Here is a 22,931-nt window from a genome sequence, read left to right as displayed (position 1 = left end):
GACAGTGTATACTTTTGGAGGAGATGAATGAAACGCAATAGTGCCCAGCTGAAAGAACAGCTCATTCAAACGGGGATTGACGAAATCGGAAAACATGGAATTGAGCAGCTCTCGCTCAGGACTGTTGCCAAGGCCTGCGGTGTAACTCACGGCACTCCATACCGCCATTTTGAGAGCAAGGAAGGCTACCTCAAGGTGGTTTTAGGTCAGCTTTCGCAGTTTCTAAATCAGGAAATCAATCAGAGCATTGATGCGACAACTTCTGCGCGTGAGCAACTGACCCAGCTTGGACTTAATTTCATTATTTTTGCCAAGACTTACCCTCATTTTTTCGAAGCTCTCTTTATCAAATTCCCTTTTAAATATATGAAGGTGACGCAGAACACCATTCTCTTGGAGTCTGACTTGCCTGGATTTGATAAATTTAAGGAGCTTGTTTTAAAGCTTCGCGAGGAGGAAAATTTTAGCAATAGCGAAGCAGAAAGCCTTTTTCACTTTTGGAGCTTTATCACAGGTCTAGCCGTTCTGACCAACAGTCCTATCGGACAAGACCTTGATCCTCAAGCCATCCAAAACACAATCGAGCATATGCTTGACATTTATATCAAAGGAGAACGATCATGAAAACCTTGATTATTTACACCCACCCCAGCCCAACTGGCTTCAATGCTGCTATTCTCAAAGAAGTTCAAAGCAACATTTCTAAGAACCACGAAGTGAAAACCTTGGACTTGTATACTGAAAATTTTGACCCAATCTTGCGCTTTGACCAAGAACATAGACGCCGTGACCTGCACAAAGACCCTGAAATGGCAAAATACCGCGATTTGATTACTTGGGCAGAGCATCTGATTTTCATTTTCCCTATCTGGTGGAGCGGTATGCCTGCTATTCTCAAAGGCTTTATTGATTGTGTCTTTGTGGCTGATTTCGCCTACTCTTATAAGAAAGTCGGACTCCAAGGCCACCTACAAGGCAAGACCGGCTGGATTATCGTCAGCCACAATACTCCAGGTTTTGCCCTGCCTTTCGTCCAAGACTATGGCAAGGTACTTAAAAATCAAATCCTGAAACCTTGCGGTATTTCTCCAGTCAAACTGACAGAGCTCAGCGGGGTAGAACGCAAAACAGACCAACAACGCCAAGAAATGCTCAAGAAAATCGGGCAACTGGCCAGTCAAATTTAAGAACAAGCAAATAGGCACTTCGTAAGAAGCGCCTATTTCTATATTTAATCTAAGCCCACGCGCTTGAAGATTTCATCCACGCGCTTAGTGTAGTAAGTAGGATTGAAGATTTCGTCGATTTCCTCTTGAGTGAGGCGTGATGTAACCTCTGGATCCGCTTCGAGCAGGGGCTTGAAGTCTACTTGATTGTCCCAAGACTGGGCGGTCTTTGGCTGCACCAAGTCATAAGCCTGCTCCCGTGTCATGCCTTTTTCAATCAAGGTCAACATAGCCCGCTGGCTGAAGATAAGACCAAAGGTCGAGTTCATGTTGCGGATCATGTTTTCTGGGAAGACCGTCAAGTTCTTGACGATATTACCGAAGCGGTTGAGCATGTAATCGATGAGAATGGTCGTGTCCGGTGCGATAATCCGCTCAGCTGATGAGTGGGAAATGTCGCGCTCATGCCAGAGAGAGACATTCTCAAAGGCTGTCACCATGTGGCCACGAATGACACGCGCCAGACCAGTCATGTTTTCAGAACCGATAGGGTTGCGCTTGTGAGGCATTGCTGAAGAGCCTTTTTGACCTTTAGCAAAGAACTCTTCCACTTCGCGCTGCTCAGACTTTTGCAAACCACGAATCTCAGTCGCCATGCGCTCGATAGACGTCGCAATCAAGGCCAAGGCCGAGAAGTATTCAGCGTGGAGGTCACGTGGCAGGACTTGGGTCGAAATCTCCTGCGGACGGATGCCTAGTTTCTCACAGACATAGCTTTCCACAAATGGCGGAATGTTGGCAAAGTTCCCAACCGCACCAGAAATTTTCCCAGCTTCCACACCCGCAGCCGCAATCTCGAAACGCTCGATGTTGCGCTTCATTTCGCTGTACCAAGTCGCGAGCTTAAGTCCGAAAGTCGTCGGCTCCGCATGCACCCCGTGGGTCCGGCCCATCATGATGGTGAACTTGTGCTCCCGCGCCCGCTCCGCAATGATGTCGGTGAAGCGACGCAGATCCTCACGGATGATGTCATTGGCCTGCTTGTAAAGGTAGCCGTAGGCCGTATCCACCACGTCAGTCGAGGTCAGGCCGTAGTGCACCCACTTGCGCTCCTCGCCCAGCGTCTCAGAAACCGCCCGCGTGAAGGCCACCACATCGTGGCGCGTCTCCTGCTCAATCTCCAAGATGCGATCGATGTCAAAGCCTGCCTTCTCACGAATCAAGGCCACATCTTCCTTGGGAATCTCACCCAACTCAGCCCAGGCCTCATCAGCCAGAATCTCAACTTCCAGCCAAGCCTTGTACTTATTTTCCTCAGTCCAAATGTTCGCCATTTCGGGGCGAGAGTAACGGTTGATCATAGTTTGTCTTCTCCTTCTGTTTTGTCTGTTTGAATGTGATCAAGAATTTTCTGAGCCGATTCTTTCTTCAATGTATTCTCTAACCATTGAGTTTGATGAGCTTTTATATACTTTTGCCAAATAATTAATAAAATAAGACCGATAAAAAGTATACCTAAAGTAATATATAATCTTTCAGTAGCACTATAATTAGCAAGAAAATAAACACTAATCCCCCATGATATTTCAATTAATGTTAAAAATAATTGTAAAATTTTAATCCTGTTGATTACCTCAGGTTTAACATCTTCATCACTAATAATGATGCTACGATCTAATAGGCTAATTATATTGTTAGGTTGAGAAAACCAAATAATTAGTAAACCTATTCCTGCAATAACTGTGTAAGAATCTTTATCGACTATTGAAAAAATAAGAAAGAATACTATTGGAAGTATCAGATAAATTACTTTTATAAAAATGCGGATAATTTTTTTATTGATTGGTATGTCAATATTCTGATATTTTGGTGGAACAAATAAATTTAGAAAATATGAGAATCCTAAAATTTGAATAAATGGAACAACTACTCTTAAATAACCTTCAAAACTATTTATCATAGTTTGGTAACCATAGCTATACTTAGAAATTAAATCAAACAACTCATTTTTACTAAGACTGTTAGGATTTATCATGGCAAACATAACAGTAATATTTAAAAATATAGTTCCTATCCAAAAAATAAATGCTCTCAAAAATGACAATACAATATAAATTAATATTAAACTGAGTAAAAATCTCTTTTGTTTAATATAAGCAACAATTCTTTTAGTGAAGTAAAATAGAAAAAAACCGTTTATAAAGCAAATAATGATAGGGGGTAAAAAGCTTAAAAATGGTATTTCATTTAAAATTACCCCCAATACTATAAATAACATCCCATTTACAAGAAACGGAAGCATATATAACATCAAATAGCAATAACCAATGATGTGTTCAGCATCAATTGTTCTACTTTTGAAAAATTGTTTTATTTTTTTTGGTAATAATTTAATTTCCTGTACTAATTGTTCTACAATGTTCAAACTTTCCTCCTGCCTAAAACTCATCCACACTATCTGGCACATCACTAAACAAAGTCACGTGTCCCATCTTGCGGTTGTGCTTTGATTCTAGTTTATCATATAATTGGAGATGGGTGCTTGTTCTTTATTTCTATATTTATCAAAAGACAAACGCCCTCATCCTAAACTCAATTCCTCGAAACTTTCTCTTTTCTCAACTTTTCTTCGATTTTGTTAGATTTACTTCTAATCTTAAATTTTGTGTTTCAAATTTGATAGGTTCATTCATCATCCTCTTCACTGTTTGGTTCATTAAAGGTATATGGTAAACCTAAATGTCTCATAGTATCAGATATACCTTGAATAGACTTTAATACTTCAGGATCTATTTTAGGTGCTTGAATACTATAGAAAGCTTCCATCATGGATTTTAATGACTTGTTAAAATTAACATCGTTAACATAAAACCTATCCATAGCTGGTTTAACAACTTTTGATACTGTTTTTGCTAAACTAACTAAAAGTTCTTGATTAGAGATATCATTGACAAGTTTCCTAGTTGCTTCAACATCCCATTTCTTAAGCATGTTATACTCAAGCTCTTTTAATTCTTTATTTACAGCTGATAACAGTAAATCTATTTTTTTATATCGTCCATAGGTTAGCATGTGAAAATGCATAACATCATTTCTATACTCTCTAATGTCATCATAGTTATTTTTGAGTACGTCTACTTTCTCGCTACCAGTAAATGGTGCAAAATGCTTTTCCCATATAGTGATTGGTAGCGAATTTCTTATCATTTCTTTCAGACTACATTTATCTTTATTTTGAAAACCTTTAAAATGAATAGTTAAATTATTAACTGGATTTATATTTAATTCAAATATCAACGTATGGAGTTCAGCCATTTGCAATCTTTCAATATGCTCCATTGTATGAATTTTTGATAAATCTAATTTATAATTAGTCTGTTCCTTGATGATTCTTATGATATTCTCATCTTCCAACGGAGACAAAGCTAATGCAAAAATTTTTCGTAATAACGATTCATATGTTTGAAATTTAGGATAAAGCCTTTGCAAAAAATACATAGATAAACTATTAGATAGAATTGAATATTTCAAATGATTTTTTCCTAAAAATTCTCTAAACTTTGAAAGGAAATCCCCAAACTTTTTTGCTGACTTCAATTTAGAATTACTATATTCATAGCTAAGTGAAATTTCGACTATTCCACTTCGAAATTGTCGGGTATTTATTTTAAAGTCGTCACCTTCAAAAGTACACTTATATTTAGCTAAATATCCTTCTACAAACTTATCCCCAACTTTATATTTATTAGTAGAAGTAATATCTATTATTTCTGAATTAAGAAATAGTTTATCAAGTTTAGTCATACTACTATTTTTAGTTAATAATTCCACCCCAAATTCCATATCTATCCCCTAAAATTCTACTTATTCCTCAAACTCCTCTTTCCCAATCCATACAGATGGATAGTGATCTAGTGTATTCAAATCCGTATCCAGCGCGGTAGATCATAGATAGCTAAATAGTTTTCAGGGTATTGGACAACTAATTCATCATATTTAGCTTGCACCTTATCATAGTTAGCACTTGCAAATAAGACTTCAACGACTGCTCCAGTCTTATCCTTCTCAACAAAACTATTAACTATTATTTGAATCATAGTAATGACCAAGTCCGTAGCCCGTATTCAGTTAAGAATATACGAGGCTCTTATTCCTTTCTATGTATATATTTTACAGGAAGAAGGGCACTTTTAGCCCGAGTTTAAATACTTGAACTTTCGCTCTTCTCCTTTCTTTTATCTAAAATTTTAGTCCAAAGAAGTCTGTAACCCGTATTCATTTTAGAAGATACGGTACTCTTGTTCCTTTTGTAATTATATTCTTTGTAAGATTCCAAAGAATGTCTATATTCAAACACTTCAGTATTTTCATTTAACTCTATAGTCAACTAATATTTAAACTTTCTGACTTCATATATATTTAATATCAAAGTCTTTCGTATTAGAATTGCTTACATCAATTTTCAACTTTAAATACTCACATTCCAGCCCTGTAAGTGAATTTTCATAACTTATTAACATCTTAGAATTAAAAATACCAAAAATATCAATTCTCACGTAGATTTTATTTTTCTCTTGCTCAAGCTCTACTATTATTTCATTTGAAAGCTTATCTCCCATGTATAACTCAGTATCTGCAGGTATTTTAATTAACTTACTACCTTGACATAATTGAAATAAAACTTCCTTTATGTCTTTTGAGATACTTTGTTTTAACCATGAACTTCCAAGATATTTATATGCGTATTCAAATGATATTTTTATTGACAAAGGAAAGAATACATACTTTAGATAATACTCTACTACTTCCTGATGAAGCTCAACACCATCAAGTCGTGGAAAAAGTTTTACTTTATCAAAATCAATAATTCTATCTCTTATCTCATCATCACTATAAGATTCTATATGCTTTTTAAAATATCCTAAGTTAACATTTTTAGGAGCAAAAATAAAATTTTCGCTTTTTCCATAATTTGCTCTAAAGCCTGTTATATCTCCAGTCTTCTTATTTGTCATCAAATTTCCCGTAATTTCTGGAATCCAAAAAGGAAAATCCAATTTATCTAAACCCGGAACTCCATTTTTTCCTTTAATACCTTTCCTATTTCGAATAAACTCTAATAATGGACTATTTACAAATATCGAATCAACATGCCTTCCTAAATTTGAATTACAATCCACACATATATCTTTAAGCGTATTCTCTGGTTGTCTATTTCCCCCTAAACTCTCAAGTATTATATGTTCTGTTTTAAAATCATTTTCCGATTTTTTAATAGCACAAATTATACATTTTTTCTTTTTCTCACTCATCTCTGTTTAACTTAACTATTCTCCTTTATGACTTATAAATTTCTGATTATCATTAAAGTACATGCAATAAAAGCGTTGTGCCAAGTAACATCAAACTTGACTAAGCAATTTTTTACGTCTTGATTGGCATACAATTCAATAATCTTATCGGTACTTCTAAATCGTTCATATTCTTTCTTAGCTAAAAAATACTGATTTTTGATTTTTTCTATTTCCTTGATATAATATTCTCTATTCCTGTTTTGATATCTTCTTCATCTTGATAAATAAGACCTTTTCGCTCTAATCGCTTTTGATAATCTTCCTTAATCTGAATTTCCAAAATTCCATTCACCGTATCAAAGTTTTCTGAATAAAAGTTAGGTCCATATGATAATAGAGTCATGACATCATATGGAGTTCTATTTGGAAATAAAGATATTATCCTGATTAACTCGTTATAAGGTTCCGTTAATTTTTCTTGTTTTTGTACTTGACTTTGTATTTTTCGTTCTTGTATCTTCGATTTTCGTTTATCAACATAGATATAAATCCCCCAAAACAAAGCCAAAAACCCCTACAATCGCTAATACAGATTGCCAATTAAAATAACCGTGTTCATTTGTAAAAAACTTATCCACTAAAAATCAATCCCTTCTCCAAACTCCTCCACCTCATCCGGCGCATCACTACACAAAGTCACATGTCCCATCTTGCGGTTGTGCTTTGCTTCTATTTTACCATACATGTGGAGGTGGGCGTTTGGATTTTCTGTGACAAATTTTTCAGCGGCCTCGACGTGTTGGCCGAGAACATTGAGCATAACAGCAGGCGCATGTAGTTTAATAGCTGGCAATGGTGCTCCGAGAACACCCAAAATATGCGTGTCAAACTGGGAGAAGTCACAGGCTTCAATTGAGTAATGCCCAGAGTTGTGTGGCCGTGGAGCAATTTCATTAACAATGATGTCGTCAGCTGTCGCAAACATTTCCACACAGAGAGTTCCAGATAGCTTAAGCTGGTCTGCGATTCGCACCGCCATGGCTTTGGCCTTGTCAGCTAGACTTTCTAAAATGCGGGCTGGTACGATGGTCTTAGACAGGATATTGTTGCGGTGGATATTTTCCTGAACCGGGAAAACTGTGACGTCCTTGCCATTTCCTGACACGATGACGGAAATCTCAAGGTCGAAGTTGACAAATTCCTCCAAAACGCAATCTGCTGAATCCGCTAGCGCATAGGCTTCTTCTAAGTCTACTTCCGAGCGAATAACCTTTTGACCATGGCCATCATAGCCACCGGTCGCAGTCTTGAGGACATAGTTTTTAGAGAGGTCGATATCTGCTAAGTCTTGGCTTGAAGTCACGACCTTGTAGGGTGCCACAGTGACTTGAGCCTTGTTTGAAAGAAAGTCCTTTTCAGAAATGCGATTTTGGGAAATGCGGAGCAGATCTGTCCCTTGAGGGAGTTGTCCATCCTTGATAACCGCATCCAAACCGTCAGCATCGACATTTTCAAACTCATAGGTGAGAACATCACAACGCTCCGCCAACTGACGGAGGGCCTCCACATCATTATAAGGTGCCACGATGATTTCCGCCACGCGAGAGGCAGGGCAATCCGCCGCAGGATCCAGCGCGATAACCTTGTGGCCCATATAGATAGCAGAAATAGCCATCATCTGACCCAGCTGCCCGCCACCGATAATTCCGATAGTTTTAGATGAGCTCATTCGTAGACTCCTCAGCGATTTTTCCTTGTTCTTCAGCAAAATCCGCTAGCGCTGCTGCCAGGTCTTGGTCTTCAATGGCCAAGATCCGAAGGGCAGTCAGGGCTGCGTTTGTCGCACCCGCTTCACCGATAGCCATTGTCGCAACAGGCACACCGCCCGGCATCTGTACGATAGAGTAGAGCGAGTCCACGCCACTAAGGGCACGAGACTTGACAGGCACACCAATGACTGGAAGGGTTGTTTTGGCAGCTACCATTCCTGGTAAATGGGCTGCACCTCCAGCACCAGCGATGATAACCTTGATGCCACGGCTACGGGCTTCTTCAGCATGTTTGAACATGAGGTCTGGTGTACGGTGAGCAGAGACGACTTTCTTTTCGTAGGCTACACCAAAGCGGTCTAGGATTTCAGCTGTTTTTTGCATGGTGGCCCAGTCAGATTTTGAGCCCATGATGATGGAAACAATTGGTTTAGTCATGATTTTTCCTTTTTTCTTCTTTTTTGATAATGGTCTTAGGTGGTGGGGACGGAAGCAAACCTTCGGTTTCATTCCTAAACTCTGAGCCTAAGGTCTCAAAGTTTCCCTAGACCAGAACAGAAATTGTTCTGGTCTTTTCACCACGGCGACCATTATCGTACTTGGCGACTTCGTCGCTTTTTCTTATATCTTTATCGAATAGCCTTGCTTCCGATATCTGTTCGGTAAAAGAGACCTTCTGTGTTTTGTTTGTTAAGTTCGCTATATATGGTGTCTTGGGCTTCTTTGACGGTATCTGCTGTGGTGACGAGCATGTAGACACGTCCGCCGTTTGATAGCAGTGCTCTGCTATTTTCCGCAAACTTAGCTCCTGCATAGTAAGTGATGATATCGCCATCGGTTTTGGCTGGCAACTCGACACCCTTGTCATAATCTAGCGGATAGCCATTAGATGCGACAACCACGCCCAGAGTCACACCCTTGTCTGTCCAAGTAATGCTCGGCTCCTTGCCATCAAGGATGTCCGTGATATTTTGCGCAAAATCAGACGTTAGGCGAGGCAGGATAATCTGGGTCTCTGGGTCGCCAAAGCGAGCGTTGAACTCGATGACCTTAGGCCCGTCTGCTGTCAGAATCAAGCCCGCGTAGAGCACGCCCAAATAAGGGCGACCTTCTTTAATCATCCCCTCAAGGACTGGCTTGACAATCGTGTCAACCGCTGTGTCAACCACGCTCTGTGGCAAGTGTGGAACTGGCGCATAAGCACCCATCCCACCTGTATTGGGACCCTTGTCACCATCATAGGCACGCTTGTGATCCTGAGCCGTCGGCATGATGTAAAACTTGTCGCCATTGACAAAGGCAAAGAGGGAGAACTCCTCGCCGTCCAGAAACTCCTCGATAACCACGCGCGCACCTGAATCACCAAATTTATTGTCCAAGAGCATCTCATGAGCTGCCTCGACTGCCTGCTCTACGGTCTCTGCTACGACCACGCCCTTGCCTAGAGCTAGGCCGTCCGCCTTTACTACGATAGGCGCCCCTTGCTTTTCTATGTAGGATTTGGCTTCCTCAAAGTCGGAAAATGTGCCATAGGCTGCTGTCGGAACGCCGTATTTAACCATGATTTCCTTAGCAAAATCCTTGGACCATTCCAGCTCCGCAGCTAAACGAGATGGGCCGAAAGCCTTGAGTCCAGCTTGGTTAAAATCATCCACAATTCCAGCTGCCAGGGCATCATCCGGGCCAATAAAAGACCAAGCAATATCGTTCGCCTTTGCGAACTCAATCAATTTAGAATGTTCGGAAATTCCAATATTCACCAAGTCTAGCCCATCCAAGGTCATGCCATCATTTCCAGGTGCGACAAAGACCTGCTCCACACCCTGAGACTCCAACAACTTCTTGGAAATCGCATGCTCACGACCGCCCGAACCAACAACTAAAAGCTTCATAGCTAAGATACCTCAACATCCATCATCATAGGTGCTTACGCACCAAGCCAACACATCACGTAAAAACCATTGCCATTTTTACGAATCATTCATCTAAATTATATCATAATCGTTCGTTTTATTCTATTCTAAGTAGGGAAAGAAGAGAAATATCTATTTTTGTTAGGAATATCCATCTCTGAAAAATAAAATCTACCTATATTATTTTTTGTATTTTGACTATTTCATTACTTTTATTTCAAATATCAAAAATTTCATAAAACTAAAATAAATTAGAAATTCAAGTTTCAACATCTTTTAAAATTTTTCTTTTTTTTATATTTTTTCCCGAATAATCTAAATGGAATCATCCAAATTACTTATTCAAAGGAGATTTATGAAAAAATATCAGAAGCTGTTTTTATTATCCGGAGCAGTCCTTGGGCTATTTGCCAGTCATTCCACAGCTCAAGCTGTTACATCGACTGAAGCTAGAAACAAAGTCCTAGGCCCCACTGATCGTGCCAGCAATGTGACCGTCAATGTCACTGGAGATACAGCACAGATTCATTATGCCCGCTCCAAGGCTCAGGTTCCCTATACCATTTCCCACGCAGTCTGGTCCGACGAAAACGGACAGGATGATTTGAAATGGTACACCACGCCTCAGACAACCAGCACAGCCATTGACCTCCGGCAGCACGCTGGCTATGGCACCTTCCATGTGCACACTTACATTAATATTAACGGTAAAATGATAGGCTTGAATGGTACAACCTTCACTGTTAATAAGCCTGCTAGCAAGACAAGCGTCACAACATCTGGACAAACCGGCCGCATCAATTTTACGCGAAATAAAGACCAAAGGAACTCAAAAATTGTCCATGCAGTTTGGTCTGATGAAAATGGTGGCGATGATCTTAATTGGTATGAAGCTGGGCAAGAGAGTACTGAATTTAACTTTTCTAAACACAAAGGTTATGGAAAATATTTCGTAGATACTTATGAAAATAAAAATGGCAAAATGATTTACCAATCGGGCACTACTTTCCATCTAGAAAAACCTAATCCGACCATTCAGACAAGCTTCCCTGAACCTGGCATTATGGAAATCCTTATCAAAAATCTTCCTGAATCCATGTATAAGGTCACTGTCCCAACCTGGTCTGAAAATAAGGGACAAGATGATTTACAATGGTATCAAGCAAGGAAAAATCCTGATGGCAGTTATAGCGTCAGAGTCGAGCTGAAGAAGCACAATTACGATACCGGAACCTACCATATCCATCTCTATGGCGAAAGCTATGTCAATCCAGCCTTTACATGTTTAGCAGGAGCGACTGCTACAATAGATGCTGGAAAAATACCTTCTCAAAAAGACCAAAAACCGCTTTTCTCTGTTGAAAACATCAATCAGGAAGAGGGAACCTACACTGTAAAAGTCACTGAAACTGCCGCATCTAAGGCAATTCAATCCGTCCGTGTCCCTATTTGGAGTACCCAGAATCAAAGTAATATCAAGTGGTATGAGGCAAGTAATAATGGAGATGGGACTTTTACTGCACAATTCAATATCCGTAACCACCAAGCCTTATCTGGAAGCTACACCAATCATATCTACATTAAGTACAAAGATGGTAGCGAGCATAACTATGCGACAGACAGCGTCACCCTCTCCGCTGAAAATATCAAAGCCAAGGTTTCTGTCAATAAAATCTCTACCTACAATTACGAAGTGACCGTTTCCGATGCTTTCGGACCAGGAACCATTTCTCTACCAACTTGGTCAGAGGCCAATGGCCAGGATGACATCAAATGGTACACTGCTAACAAAGTGGGCAATGGCCTGTATAAATTTACCATCAATACGCAACAGCATGCTGGAAATGGACTCTTCCATACCCATGTTTACCGTAATCTCAATGGACAGATGACTGGACTTACAGGCACCAGCTATCAGGTTGATAAACCAACTACGCCTGAGCCAACCCTCTACACCCCTGATTATGCTGGAGCCTCCTCTTATCCTCATGGCCAGTGTACTTGGGGAGCAAAAGTACTGGCTCCTTGGGCTGGTCCTTACTGGGGCAACGGTGGCCAATGGGCAGCTAGCGCACGCGCAGCTGGTTTCCGAACAGGAAGCACCCCACAAGTCGGAGCCATCATTTGCTGGACCGATGGCGGTTATGGGCATGTCGGTGTTGTCACCCATGTCGAATCCAATACCCGCATCCAAATCAAAGAATCCAACTATGCGGGCAAACAATACATTGGCAACTTCCGTGGCTGGTTCAATCCTTACGCCGCCGGTCAAGGAGCTGTTAGCTATATCTATCCAAAATAAATCCACTAAAAAAACCTTGGTTTTGTAAACCAAGGTTTTTCTCTATTCAAATCAAAGTCGATTTCTTACTTCGCTAGTTTCTTTTCCAAATAGGCAACAATATCTGCGACATTTTCAAAGCGATCAACATCCTCATCTGAAATTTCAATCGCAAACTCATCCTCCAAAGTCAGGATAAATTCCATTAAGTCAACAGAATCAGCGCCTAAATCATCTTTTAAGCCCAAAGTTGGCTGGACCACAAAGTCCTCTCCCTGACGTTCTTGGATAATTTCTGTTACTTTTTGATAAATTTGTTCTTGATTCATTCTCTTTCCACCTCTTTTGAAAATTCTACCACAGATTTTCCGACAACATCTGTCTCCAGCATGGTCCGAATCTGACGAATAGTACTATATACGGCCTTGGCATCACTTGAACCATGCGTCTTGACCACTGGCGCCTTAAGACCAAAGAGAACGGCCCCACCGGCACTGGAATAGTCCAGACTCTTGCGCATCTCTTGTAGGCTATCTTTGAGCAACAAAGCCCCTAGTTTAGCCTTAAGACCACCACCTAGCACAGCCTTTTTAAGCTGACCTAGGATGCTAATGGCCGTTCCTTCGATAGACTTGAGCACGGCATTGCCCGTAAAGCCATCTGCTACGACAACATCTGCTACTCCATCCATAAGGTCACGAGCCTCTATATTGCCGATGAAGTTCAACTTGTCATCCGCCGCCAGCAAGGCATAGGTTTCCTTACGCAGAGGGTCTCCCTTGCTGGCTTCAGTTCCATTATTGAGCAAACCAACCCGTGGCTGCTGAATGCCACGAACATTTTCCGCATAAAAAGAACCTAGGATAGCATATTGATGCAGATGGTGAGGGGTATTTTCAGCATTTGCCCCCAGATCCAGCATATCAAAGCCTCGGCCATCTCCAGTCGGTAAAGTGGACAAAAGTCCTGGTCGGTCAATATTTTTGATCCGTCCGACGATAAAGAAGCCCGCTGCCAAAAGCGCCCCTGTGTTACCAGCAGACAGGACCGCATCTGCTTCTCCATCCTTGACTGCCTTGGCTGCCAAAACCATGCTGGCCTGCTTCTTCTTACGAATAGCTTTGGTCGGCTCATCATCCGAGTCAATCTTTTCATCTGTATGAACGATGCTGACGCGCTCTGTCGCTGTCAACAGAGGTTTAATCTTGGCCTCATCCCCATAGAGAACAATCTCAATATCCGAGAAGTCTCTCAGAGCCTGATTGGCACCTTCGACTAAAGCCTGAGGGGCATTGTCTCCGCCCATGGCATCAATAGCTATTTTTTTCATGCTGTTCTTCCTCATGTTTGTCTTGTAAAATACTGCCCCAGTCGCCCAGAGAGTCGATAAATTTCTTTGATTTGAGATGAATGCCCACGTATTCATCATAGAGTTGATCCATAAAATCCCTTATCTGTCGCTTGATTTTCGGCTTAAGCGAAATTGTCTCCAACTCACTAAACTGAACCGCCTGAAACTGATTGAGCAAAAAAGGAATATTGGGATTAAGATGACTGCGATGAGCATCCTTGTAATAATGCTCTGGACAGAGCACCCCGCCATATTGAAAGGAAAAATCAAAAGGCAGACCTGTCCGATGACAAAAAACACAGTCATGGAAATTCAGAGAAACGCCAAAGCGAGATAAAATCTGAATTTCAAAGATATTTGTCAAAACCTCATAATCCAGCCCTTGATTCATCAAATCCAGTGTCTTTTGCAGGAAGACAAAGAGGGCTGGATCTGGCTGATTGTCCTGAATACTAGCATCTGCTAGGGCTGCCACATAGCTGGCATAAGCCATGACAAAGAGATCGCCCTTGATTTGCCCGTAACTTTCCACAGCTTGATAATCTTCGATATAGCTGAGCCCGTCGTCATTGATTTTCATCAAGAGTTCTGCCGTCGTCAGAGGCTGGATGACTGGTGCCAGCTTGGATTTTCCAGCATGTTTCACGAAAAACATTCGCTTGCCAGCCTGTTCCGTAAAAATCTTGACCAGCTTATCATCTTCTCGGAAATTCCGATTATAGAGAATCAAACTCTTGCTCGTTAACGGTCTAAGCATGGTCTTCCATGTACTCCTTGAGCCGTCTCAAAGCTTCCTTGATGGTTTCCATGCTAGCTGCATAAGACAGGCGGATATAGCCTTCTCCGTACTGGCCAAAGGCCGCTCCTGGGATAAAGGCCACAGCCTTCTTCTCAGCAAAATCCTGCAAAAAAGCAAAAGAATCTTGATTGTAGCCTGCTGGAATTTTGGCAAAAATATAGAAAGCGCCATCTGGCTTGATAATCTGATAGCCCAGCTCTGTCATTTTTTCGATAATATAATCCCGCCGCTGGATGTATTCCGTCTTCATGGGTTGAGCATCATCCTTACCAGCCGTCAAGGCCTCAATAGCTGCATATTGAGCCATAGTGTTGGCTGCCGTCACCAGATACTGATGGCTCTTGATCAATTGAGCCGTAAAAGCAGCAGGAGCAAAGATAAAACCTAGTCGCCAGCCCGTCATAGCATGAGACTTGGATAAGCCATTGATGACGATGGTCTGCTCGGGCAAATATTCTGCCAGAGAAACGTGCCCCTGCTCCGTATAGGTCAACTCAGAATAAACCTCATCACAAACGACAAAAACTTCATACTTGCGCAATACTGCTGCCAAAGCCTCAATCTGCGCCCGCGAATAAGTCACGCCAGTTGGATTGGCCGGATAGTTGAGAATAACCGCCTTGAGCGCATCCCCCTGTTCCAAGATAGCCTGCTCTAGCATCTCAGGGGTCAAGACAAAGTCGTTTTCTGTCGTATCAATCTCGACAATCTCTGCCCCGACCAAATTGACAATCGGCTCATAGCCTGGATAAGCTGGCGCTGGCAGCAAGACCTTGTCGCCTTCCTCCAGAATAGCCGTCAGAGTCGCAGACAGAGCCTCGGTTGCCCCAATAGTAACTAAGACTTCATCTTCTGGGCGATAGTTCAGATGGTACTTCTCCTTGACAAAGTCAGCCGCAGCCTGCCGCAGCTCCAAAAGCCCGCTCATTCCTGTATAGTGGCTCTGGTTGGCATCAATAGCTGCCTTGGCCGCCTCCTTGATATGATCCGGTGTCGGAAAGTCTGGCTCGCCCAAGGTCAGCCGCAGAACACCTGGAATCGTAGAAATAGACTGGTCAAACTGACGAATCAGAGACACTTCAATTTTATCTAAATTCTTATTAAATTTCTTAATCAAATCCATAGCCGCCTCCGATAATCTAATAGAACTATTATACTATAAATGCAGCACCTGCGCAAAAATCCATCTGATTTATGGATAGAAAAACAAAAAAATCAGGAAAAATCCTGATTTTTTAATATAAATATCACTAAAAATAAATTAGTTACCGTTTACTACAGCTGAATAGTTTGTGTTTTCAAATGTTGTAGCTGCTTTAAGATTAGTATCTTGTCCTGCAGCACCAAAACGTGTGTTATCACCAAAATTACGTTTTGCATCGTTTAATGGTAGACCATCTGCTGTTCCTGCTGCTGGAGCTACTGGATATGTTCCTGCTTGGTAAACTGCATCATAAGCTACTTTATTATTGTCACGATCTTCTTGAGCTGCAGCACCAAAACGTGCATTTGTAGTTCCTGTAACGTTCGCTTGTGAAGGAAGGTCTGCTGCTGCTGGAGCTCCAACTGGCTTTTTAACTGTAATAGCTGGTAGAGCCGCTGAAGCTGCAGGTGTTGATGGTGCTGCTGGAGTAGCAGGCGTTGATGGAGCCGCTGGTGTAGCTGGAGTAGCAGGTGTTGATGGAGCCGCTGGTGTAGCTGGCATTGATGGATTTACTGCTGGTGCTGTTGGGAAAGTACCTACGTTTTTCTTGAATCCTGCACCAAAACGAGCATTGTGAGCAAACTTACCACGAGTTGCGTCGTCCAAAGGCTTACCATCTGCTGTTCCTGCTGCTGGTACTACTGGGTAAGTAGCTGCACCTGAAAAGCTATATCCATATGTCTTATTCTCTGGTGAAACTCCGTAACCAAAGCGGTTATTGTGGTTACCTTTTTCGTTCACTTTTGTCACAGCTGATGTAGCAGGTGCTGTAACTCCTGGAATAGCAGGCACACCAGTTGCTGCATAAGCTACACTAGCAACTGCAGAAAGACCTAATACACTAAGCAATAAAACTTTTTTCATGTTTTATCTCCTTTATTTAGAATTAATTTTATGGAAAATCCATACTACTCTAGTATATATATACATATAGCGTTTGTCAAGTATTTACTCCAATTCAATCTCATATGAGCCCTTAGGTAACAAAAAAATCAGGAAAAATCCTGATTTTTATTCACGAGTTGCTTTATAAGTAAGCTCATTCCCATGTTTAGCTAGGAAATCCTGTAGTTCAGAGTCTGGAATTTGACGCAGATAGAGGTTAGAACGAATCGTCTCGTCCTCTTCACGACAAGTTGACAGAACAACGTACTTATCGCTAGCCTTAATCTTAATTTTTGGATCTTTGGTACGGGCAGCTTCATAGATATTCTTAAGCTGTGTTTCAAAATCCTTATCATCATCAAACTTAATCCGATAAAAAGCAGTCTCTTCTGGCACGATCACCAAGCCCATTACCTGATAGTAAAGCTTACGCTCTGGTGTTTCAATGACAACATACTTATGCTTATCTAAGTATTCCTGTTTATCATAGTAGTTCACATCATTAAACATGCGGTGGTCACCAACCTGACTTCCACGAGCATGCCCAAAGAGCCAAGTCAAACGGTCACTAAAGTCTTTTTTGTTTTCAGTGTCCATGAAAACAGTCCCCAGATAAGGCTCGTTTCCACCTTCAAAGGTCTTATCCAAGTAAGTTGAGTTGTCGCCCGTCTGTACAACTGGCTCGTCCAATTCTGTACCAGGAGCATAGACATAGGCCACCGTTTCAGGATTGATCGCTTTCAAACCATTAAAACGATTAGTTAGGTATTCCTTTTCTTCCTTACTTGGTGTATAAGTTACCTTACCTACCTGACTAGTGGATGATTTAGCAGCAGAATTCGAAGAATTTACCTGTTGGAGGAGAAAAATCCCTGCTAAAATAGCAACAAATAAAGCTCCTAAACCACCAAAAATCTTCCAATTTTTCTGCTGTCGTTTTTGTCTTCTTCTTCTCATAGATAAAAATCCTATAAAATCTTTCTAAAAAATATCACTGAACCAGAGGTCCAGTGATATAAATTGCGTTAGTACAATTGTTTAAAACAAATTATTTAACTGCAGATGTTTTTGGAAGAGCTTTACCAGCTGCTTTTTGTCCAGCTTTAGCACCTTTAGCACCTTTAGCTTCTGAAGCTTTAGCTTCTGCTGCAGATGCAGGTTTTTGACCGTTTTCACCAGCTTTTCCATTTTCACCAGCTTGACCGTTTTGGCCTGCTTGACCAGCTTGACCTTGACGTTCTTGGTCTTCTTTGATACGAACATCGTTAGGTTTGTTATCTTCTACACCAGTTGGGTCATTCCAGTAGTTACCTTGTGTTTTAGCACCATTACGGTAAGTTTTTTGAAGGTTCTTAACATATTCATTACGAACTTCATTACGAGCCGCTACACGAGCTTCCTCAACTTTTTCTGCATATTTACCATACTCATGACCTGAACCGTATTGTTCAAGAGCAGCCTTAGCAGCTACAACTGCTGCATTTTTTTCAGCTTCAGCATTGATTTCAGCTTCGTGAGCAGCTACTTGAGTGTTTGCTTCATCAGCAACGTCACGTTCAGAAACGTATTTCTTTTGGTTCAATTGGTTTGATGATTCAGCATTTTCACCTTGTGCAAACGCTGGTACTGCTAATGCGAACAATGAAAGAGCTACTACGCTAGAAAGTACAACTTTTTTCATTTGTTTTCTCCTTTTTTATATAAAAAACATTTTTTATTTGGTAACTATCGTTACTATGTATAGTATATGAAATATTCTTTAAATTGTCAAGTCTTTTGCTAAAAAAAACTTGATCAAGGCACTTTTAAGCCTTTTTTGCTACTTCAAAAAGAGGGGAAAGTGGACGTTTTTCATGGATTCGAACGATGGCTTCTGCCAAGAGATGAGCGATAGAAATCTGCTCAATCTTATCGATTAATCTGTCCTCTGAAAGGTAGATGGTATCTAAAACCACTAATTTTTTAATAGCTGATTTTTGGATATTTTCCATAGCTGGCCCTGACAAGACTGGGTGAGTACAGCTCGCATAGACTTCCACAGCACCGGACTCTGCCAGCGCATCTGCCGCATGACAAATGGTCCCCGCCGTATCAATCATATCATCTATCAGAATACAGGTCTTACCTTCCACCTTACCAATGATATTCATGACTTCACTGGTATTCATCTTATCAACGCTGCGACGTTTGTCGATAATCGCAATCGAAGTCTTGAGAAATTCGGCCAACTTACGAGCGCGGCTGACACCACCGTGGTCTGGGCTAACAACCACATAGTCGCTACCAACCATGCCCCGACGCTCAAAATAATCAGCAATCAAAGGCGCTCCCATCAAATGATCGACAGGAATGTCAAAGAAACCTTGGATCTGAGCAGCATGCAAATCAATGGTCAATAGGCGGTCAACCCCAGCAATCTCCATCAGATTAGCCACTAATTTAGATGTAATCGGCTCACGAGCACGAGCTTTTCGGTCCTGTCTAGCATAGCCATAGTAAGGCATCACCACATTGATAGACTCCGCACTAGCCCGCTTCAAGGCATCCACCATGATCAAAATTTCCATCAGATTGTCATTGACAGGTGAGCTAGTCGACTGCAAGATAAAAACGTGCTTACCACGGATCGATTCTTCGATGTTTACTTGAATTTCTCCATCAGAAAATTGACGAACCGTTGACTTCCCAAGCGGTATACCAATCTCTTTTGCAACACGTTTCGCTAATTCTTGATTAGAAGAAAGAGCAAAGAGCTTTAAATCAGAAAAAGACATGATTCCCTCCAGATTCTAAATCGTCTTTTATTGTAACCAATTGCATTTGTCCTACCTACCATTGTAACGCTTTTCCAGCAATTTTTCAATAAAAAATAAAAGGGAGAGTGGGACAGAAATCGGTAATTCGTAAGAATTCGATTTCGTCGTCCCACCTCCGACAGTTGAGTAGGACTGTAAAAGCTGATGGAATCAGCGTAGTAGAGCCCACTCAATCACTGCATCTTGCTCAACAATCCAAAGACAATTAAGAGGCTAGGACTTTTGTCCCAGCCTCCTTCATATTTCATTAGTTTGGATAGATGTATGTTACGTATCCTTGTGCATTTGTTGGGTCAAACCATCCACGGTGATTACCGATTGATTGGTTACCAGCATAGTTTGCTTCTGATACTTGAATGTTGTTAGCAGATTGAACTGCTGTTACAACTGCAACGTGTCCGTAGCCACCGTCGTTCCAACATGCGATTGCTCCAACTTGTGGTTGTGATCCTGTACGGAAGCCTGCTGCTGCTGCACTAGCTGCCCATTGCCCACCATTACCCCAGTAGTCGCCAGCCCATGGTGCCAAAGTCTTAGCACCCCAAGTACATTGACCTACAGGATAAGTTGATGCTGAAAGGCTATATGATGGAGTTGCAACAACTGCTCCTGATGTAGCAACTGCTGCTTCTGCTGCAGGGGTTCCACCTGTATTATTTACAGCTTGAACTTGTGCTGCGAAGCTTGTATTTCCTGAAGCAAGGATCGCTTGTTGTTGCGCTTGTTGCTGATTCTTATATGCTGCTTCTGCCGCTGCTGCCTCAGCCGCCGCTTTTTCAGCTGCTGCTTTTTGTTCTAAGAGACTATTTTTCTCATTTTCAGCAGTTGCTTTTTCAGCTTCAAGGTTCAGTTGAGCAACCTTGAGTTCAGCCTGCTTAGTTGTCAACGTTTGAGCATCGTCTGCAAGTTTTTGTTGGTTTGCAATGACTGTATTGATAGCTTCATTGTTAGCAACTTGTTTTTCAGCAATCTTTTCTTTATCTTCTTTTTGTTGTTCCAGCATTTTGTTGTTAGCCGAAACGATTTCGCTCATCGCTGCTACACGAGAGATAGCTTCAGTGATGGAAGCAGAGTTGATGATTGTGTTGATATAGCTTGTTGCCGTACCATTTGTTTGAGCACTACGTGCTTGATTTGCAAGAGACTCATTACGAGCAACAATATTCTTTGATAACTCTTCAATTTCAGCAGTAAGTTTCGCAGATTCAGCATTCAATTTTTCATTTTCTGCTTGAAGCTCTTCTTGTTGCTTTTGAATAGCTGAAACTTGTTTTTGAATTTCATCAACTTGTGCTTGTGCCGCTTTTTGTTGATTTGTTAAACTGTCAATTTTACTATTTTGAGCTGCAATTTTATCATCTGTACTATCAGCTTTAACATTTACTAGCGCAGCACCTTGAGAAAGGATCACAGCACTCAATAAAACTGATGTAAGTAGCTTTTTCTTCATAAAAATATTAACACTCCTTCTTACTAAGACATTATATAGTATATCAAAAAAATTCTGGCTATATATTACGCATTCGTTACATTTCTATTTCTAATTTATCATAAATAGACTTTTTCAAACAAAGGCTGTAACAATAGGAAAAGAAAGGCATTAAATACTAAAGTTGGCACCAAAGCATAGATAATAAAATCAGGGAATGTAAAGCTCGCTAGGTGCAAGAATGATGCAGAAACAAAGCTGATCATTTCAAAAAAGAAAACAATCGTAATAATGGCCAAAACGCGGGTCCAACGATTTAGCAAAAATACAGAAAGAAAATGATAGATGACAACTGTCAGTAGAGGCAAGATGAAGGTGAAAAGCCCAATCACATGTAGATAATAAACATCGTAAAAAAGGCCTAGAGTGAAGAAGAGGAAAAAAATATATTCCTTTGAAAAGTTTAAAAATAAGAAAACTGTAAAGAACAATAAAATATGACTTGCCGGATGCCACTTCTCAGCAAAAAGATCTACAAGACTTCTTGATAATTGACCATCAATGAAGAAGATCAGAAATAGAAACAAAGCTGTAAAAAAAGTTCCTCTTAGAATTTTCATACTAATTTCTCACCAACAGAACCGCTTGAATATCAGACAAATCCGCAGCAGGCTTCACCAAAACTTCCTTGTTTAATTGGTCCTTACCAGCTGATATTGATAAAACCTGACCAACCAAAACATTCTCAGCATTATAAGAGCCGAGACCACTTGTCGTAACGGTTGCTCCTTCTTCAATTCCATCCGCCGTATTTAGCTGGCTGACGATAAAAGCTGACTTTTCAGTGTCAAAACCAACAATGATGCCATAGGCAAAACCAGTTTTTGTCTGAATTTTAATGGCAATAGAACTATCATTCTTTTCATTTGTAAGTAGACTAACGACACTGGAAGAATCAGAAACACTAGTAACCGCTCCGATCAAACCACCGTTAGAAATAGCCAGCATAGAGGTTGTCACATTGCTTGACTGTCCCTTATCAAGAGTTAATTCATTTTTCCAAGTAGATGGAGAGCGAGAGATAACTTCTGCAGTAATCTTAACAGCACTTTGATCATTACTACGTAACTCTAAGAGAGAACGCAACTGCTCATTCTCCAATTTTAAGGCATCAGAATTATTTGCTTTCTCTTCAAGATTGTAAATTGTTGCTTTCAGGGTTTCATTTTCTTGATAGGTCTCTATTAACTGAACAACCTTTTTCTTTTCCTTAGCAAGATAGCTAAAAGGAATAGCAACTACCCGATCAACACTGGACAAAAAATCACCAGTTACAGAAACGACCCATGATGAAAGAGGAGAAAGTATCAAGCTCACCATGACAATTCCCAATAGCAAAATAGAAATCAAAAATTTAGACATCTTTAATTTATTCATTCCAATCTCCGAAATCAGCAAATCCCTAAAAAATGCTTATATGAAACCAGATCAGACTATAACAATTCAACCAACCGAGTTCAAATAAACAATAAAAAACAATTCTACAAAATAAAAACATTATAAAACAAGAAAAGGAGATAGCAAACGCTAAACTCCCTTATTTACGGAGAATGGGGGATTCGAACCCCCGCGCCGGTTACCCGACCTAACGATTTAGCAAACCGTCCTCTTCAGCCTCTTGAGTAATTCTCCAATATACTTAATGGGCACGAGTGGACTCGAACCACCGACCTCACGCTTATCAGGCGTGCGCTCTAACCACCTGAGCTACGCGCCCAAGTTATAAAAAACTTGGTATGAACTTCTGTTCAAAGCGGGTGACGAGAATCGAACTCGCGACAACAGCTTGGAAGGCTGTAGTTTTACCACTAAACTACACCCGCATATTAGATCCCGTATGGCGCGAGACGGAATCGAACCGCCGACACATGGAGCTTCAATCCATTGCTCTACCAACTGAGCTACCGAGCCAAATTGCGGGAGCAGGATTTGAACCTACGACCTTCGGGTTATGAGCCCGACGA

21 protein-coding genes, 4 tRNA genes and 3 pseudogenes are annotated in these 22,931 nt (G+C 41.0%); 3 read left to right on the top strand and 25 right to left on the bottom strand.

The window, feature by feature from the left end:
* The first annotated feature begins 27 nt into the window (after positions 1–27).
* Positions 28–624 carry a TetR/AcrR family transcriptional regulator gene (locus tag FZ941_RS09790; RefSeq protein WP_148887740.1) on the top strand — a complete coding sequence of 199 codons (597 nt, stop codon included), beginning with the start codon at positions 28–30 and terminating at the stop codon, positions 622–624.
* Positions 621–1,187: an NAD(P)H-dependent oxidoreductase gene (locus FZ941_RS09785; protein WP_148887739.1), complete on the top strand. Its 567-nt coding sequence runs from the start codon at positions 621–623 to the stop codon at positions 1,185–1,187. Before FZ941_RS09790 ends, FZ941_RS09785 begins: the two co-directional genes overlap by 4 nt.
* Before the next feature lie 44 nt (positions 1,188–1,231).
* Here the strand turns inward: FZ941_RS09785 and purB are convergent, their stop codons facing one another.
* The 10 genes and pseudogenes from purB to purD form a co-directional block, all read right to left on the bottom strand.
* Entirely contained in the window at positions 1,232–2,527 is a 1,296-nt protein-coding gene (gene purB / locus FZ941_RS09780) for an adenylosuccinate lyase (RefSeq protein WP_148887738.1), read from the bottom strand.
* Positions 2,524–3,591: a beta-carotene 15,15'-monooxygenase gene (locus tag FZ941_RS09775; RefSeq protein ID WP_262366297.1), complete on the bottom strand. Its 1,068-nt coding sequence runs from the start codon at positions 3,589–3,591 to the stop codon at positions 2,524–2,526. Before FZ941_RS09775 ends, purB begins: the two co-directional genes overlap by 4 nt.
* A 13-nt stretch (positions 3,592–3,604) precedes the next feature.
* A pseudogene (locus FZ941_RS10635) lies at positions 3,605–3,709 on the bottom strand (hypothetical protein); the annotation flags it as partial.
* 142 nt (positions 3,710–3,851) lie between these two features.
* Positions 3,852–5,009: a hypothetical protein gene (locus tag FZ941_RS09770; protein ID WP_148887736.1), complete on the bottom strand. Its 1,158-nt coding sequence runs from the start codon at positions 5,007–5,009 to the stop codon at positions 3,852–3,854.
* Positions 5,010–5,030: 21 nt separating this feature from the next.
* Positions 5,031–5,263 (bottom strand): annotated as a pseudogene (locus FZ941_RS09765) (phosphoribosylaminoimidazole carboxylase).
* A 312-nt stretch (positions 5,264–5,575) separates the two neighbouring features.
* The gene (locus FZ941_RS09760; protein ID WP_148887735.1) at positions 5,576–6,478 is read right to left on the bottom strand and encodes an HNH endonuclease; all 903 of its coding nucleotides are present in this window, start codon (positions 6,476–6,478) and stop codon (positions 5,576–5,578) included.
* A 62-nt stretch (positions 6,479–6,540) separates the two neighbouring features.
* Positions 6,541–7,098, bottom strand: a pseudogene (locus FZ941_RS09755) (hypothetical protein); the annotation flags it as partial.
* Positions 7,098–8,189 carry a 5-(carboxyamino)imidazole ribonucleotide synthase gene (gene purK / locus FZ941_RS09750; protein WP_148887734.1) on the bottom strand — a complete coding sequence of 364 codons (1,092 nt, stop codon included), beginning with the start codon at positions 8,187–8,189 and terminating at the stop codon, positions 7,098–7,100. The pseudogene FZ941_RS09755 and the gene purK, both read right to left, overlap by 1 nt.
* On the bottom strand, positions 8,176–8,667 hold the full coding sequence (gene purE, locus FZ941_RS09745) for a 5-(carboxyamino)imidazole ribonucleotide mutase (protein ID WP_148887733.1): 492 nt from the start codon (positions 8,665–8,667) through the stop codon (positions 8,176–8,178). The genes purK and purE overlap by 14 nt, the downstream gene beginning before the upstream one ends.
* A gap of 191 nt (positions 8,668–8,858) precedes the next feature.
* Positions 8,859–10,121, bottom strand: coding sequence for a phosphoribosylamine--glycine ligase (purD, locus tag FZ941_RS09740; RefSeq protein WP_148887732.1), 1,263 nt, complete (start codon positions 10,119–10,121; stop codon positions 8,859–8,861).
* 376 nt (positions 10,122–10,497) lie between these two features.
* Here purD and FZ941_RS09735 point away from each other — a divergent pair, with 376 nt between their 5' ends.
* On the top strand, positions 10,498–12,444 hold the full coding sequence (locus FZ941_RS09735) for a GBS Bsp-like repeat-containing protein (RefSeq protein WP_148887731.1): 1,947 nt from the start codon (positions 10,498–10,500) through the stop codon (positions 12,442–12,444).
* 65 nt (positions 12,445–12,509) lie between these two features.
* Here the strand turns inward: FZ941_RS09735 and FZ941_RS09730 are convergent, their stop codons facing one another.
* From FZ941_RS09730 to FZ941_RS09660, 15 genes are all read right to left on the bottom strand, one after another.
* On the bottom strand, positions 12,510–12,752 hold the full coding sequence (locus FZ941_RS09730; RefSeq protein ID WP_015604177.1) for an acyl carrier protein: 243 nt from the start codon (positions 12,750–12,752) through the stop codon (positions 12,510–12,512).
* The gene (gene plsX / locus FZ941_RS09725; RefSeq protein ID WP_148887730.1) at positions 12,749–13,753 is read right to left on the bottom strand and encodes a phosphate acyltransferase PlsX; all 1,005 of its coding nucleotides are present in this window, start codon (positions 13,751–13,753) and stop codon (positions 12,749–12,751) included. The genes FZ941_RS09730 and plsX overlap by 4 nt, the downstream gene beginning before the upstream one ends.
* Entirely contained in the window at positions 13,734–14,531 is a 798-nt protein-coding gene (recO, locus tag FZ941_RS09720; RefSeq protein ID WP_148887729.1) for a DNA repair protein RecO, read from the bottom strand. Before recO ends, plsX begins: the two co-directional genes overlap by 20 nt.
* A complete protein-coding gene (locus tag FZ941_RS09715) occupies positions 14,524–15,696 on the bottom strand; it encodes a pyridoxal phosphate-dependent aminotransferase (RefSeq protein WP_148887728.1) in 1,173 nt (390 codons plus the stop codon). Before FZ941_RS09715 ends, recO begins: the two co-directional genes overlap by 8 nt.
* 138 nt (positions 15,697–15,834) lie before the next feature.
* Complete coding sequence (locus tag FZ941_RS09710) at positions 15,835–16,641, bottom strand: hypothetical protein (RefSeq protein ID WP_187418419.1); 807 nt, start codon at positions 16,639–16,641, stop codon at positions 15,835–15,837.
* 147 nt (positions 16,642–16,788) lie between these two features.
* On the bottom strand, positions 16,789–17,619 hold the full coding sequence (gene srtB / locus FZ941_RS09705; RefSeq protein WP_148887727.1) for a class B sortase, LPKTxAVK-specific: 831 nt from the start codon (positions 17,617–17,619) through the stop codon (positions 16,789–16,791).
* A 91-nt stretch (positions 17,620–17,710) separates the two neighbouring features.
* A complete protein-coding gene (gene abpA / locus FZ941_RS09700; protein WP_148887726.1) occupies positions 17,711–18,343 on the bottom strand; it encodes an amylase-binding adhesin AbpA in 633 nt (210 codons plus the stop codon).
* Positions 18,344–18,467: 124 nt separating this feature from the next.
* Positions 18,468–19,436, bottom strand: coding sequence for a ribose-phosphate diphosphokinase (locus FZ941_RS09695; protein WP_062004469.1), 969 nt, complete (start codon positions 19,434–19,436; stop codon positions 18,468–18,470).
* A gap of 289 nt (positions 19,437–19,725) precedes the next feature.
* Positions 19,726–20,928: a peptidoglycan hydrolase PcsB gene (gene pcsB / locus FZ941_RS09690; protein WP_148887725.1), complete on the bottom strand. Its 1,203-nt coding sequence runs from the start codon at positions 20,926–20,928 to the stop codon at positions 19,726–19,728.
* Between the two features lie 98 nt (positions 20,929–21,026).
* Positions 21,027–21,527 (bottom strand): rod shape-determining protein MreD, encoded by a 501-nt coding sequence (gene mreD / locus FZ941_RS09685; RefSeq protein ID WP_148878342.1) that lies wholly within the window; start codon positions 21,525–21,527, stop codon positions 21,027–21,029.
* A gap of 1 nt (position 21,528) precedes the next feature.
* On the bottom strand, positions 21,529–22,344 hold the full coding sequence (gene mreC / locus FZ941_RS09680) for a rod shape-determining protein MreC (RefSeq protein WP_148887724.1): 816 nt from the start codon (positions 22,342–22,344) through the stop codon (positions 21,529–21,531).
* 167 nt (positions 22,345–22,511) lie between these two features.
* A tRNA-Ser gene (locus FZ941_RS09675) sits at positions 22,512–22,599 on the bottom strand.
* 11 nt (positions 22,600–22,610) lie between these two features.
* A tRNA-Ile gene (locus tag FZ941_RS09670) sits at positions 22,611–22,684 on the bottom strand.
* A gap of 35 nt (positions 22,685–22,719) precedes the next feature.
* Positions 22,720–22,790 (bottom strand) — tRNA-Gly (locus FZ941_RS09665).
* Positions 22,791–22,805: 15 nt separating this feature from the next.
* A tRNA-Phe gene (locus FZ941_RS09660) sits at positions 22,806–22,878 on the bottom strand.
* Positions 22,879–22,931: the final 53 nt, after the last annotated feature.

The organism is Streptococcus sp. Marseille-P6264, assembly GCF_902460355.1.
Classification (GTDB): Bacteria; Bacillota; Bacilli; order Lactobacillales; family Streptococcaceae; genus Streptococcus.
This window is presented reverse-complemented; position numbering and strand designations above follow the sequence as displayed.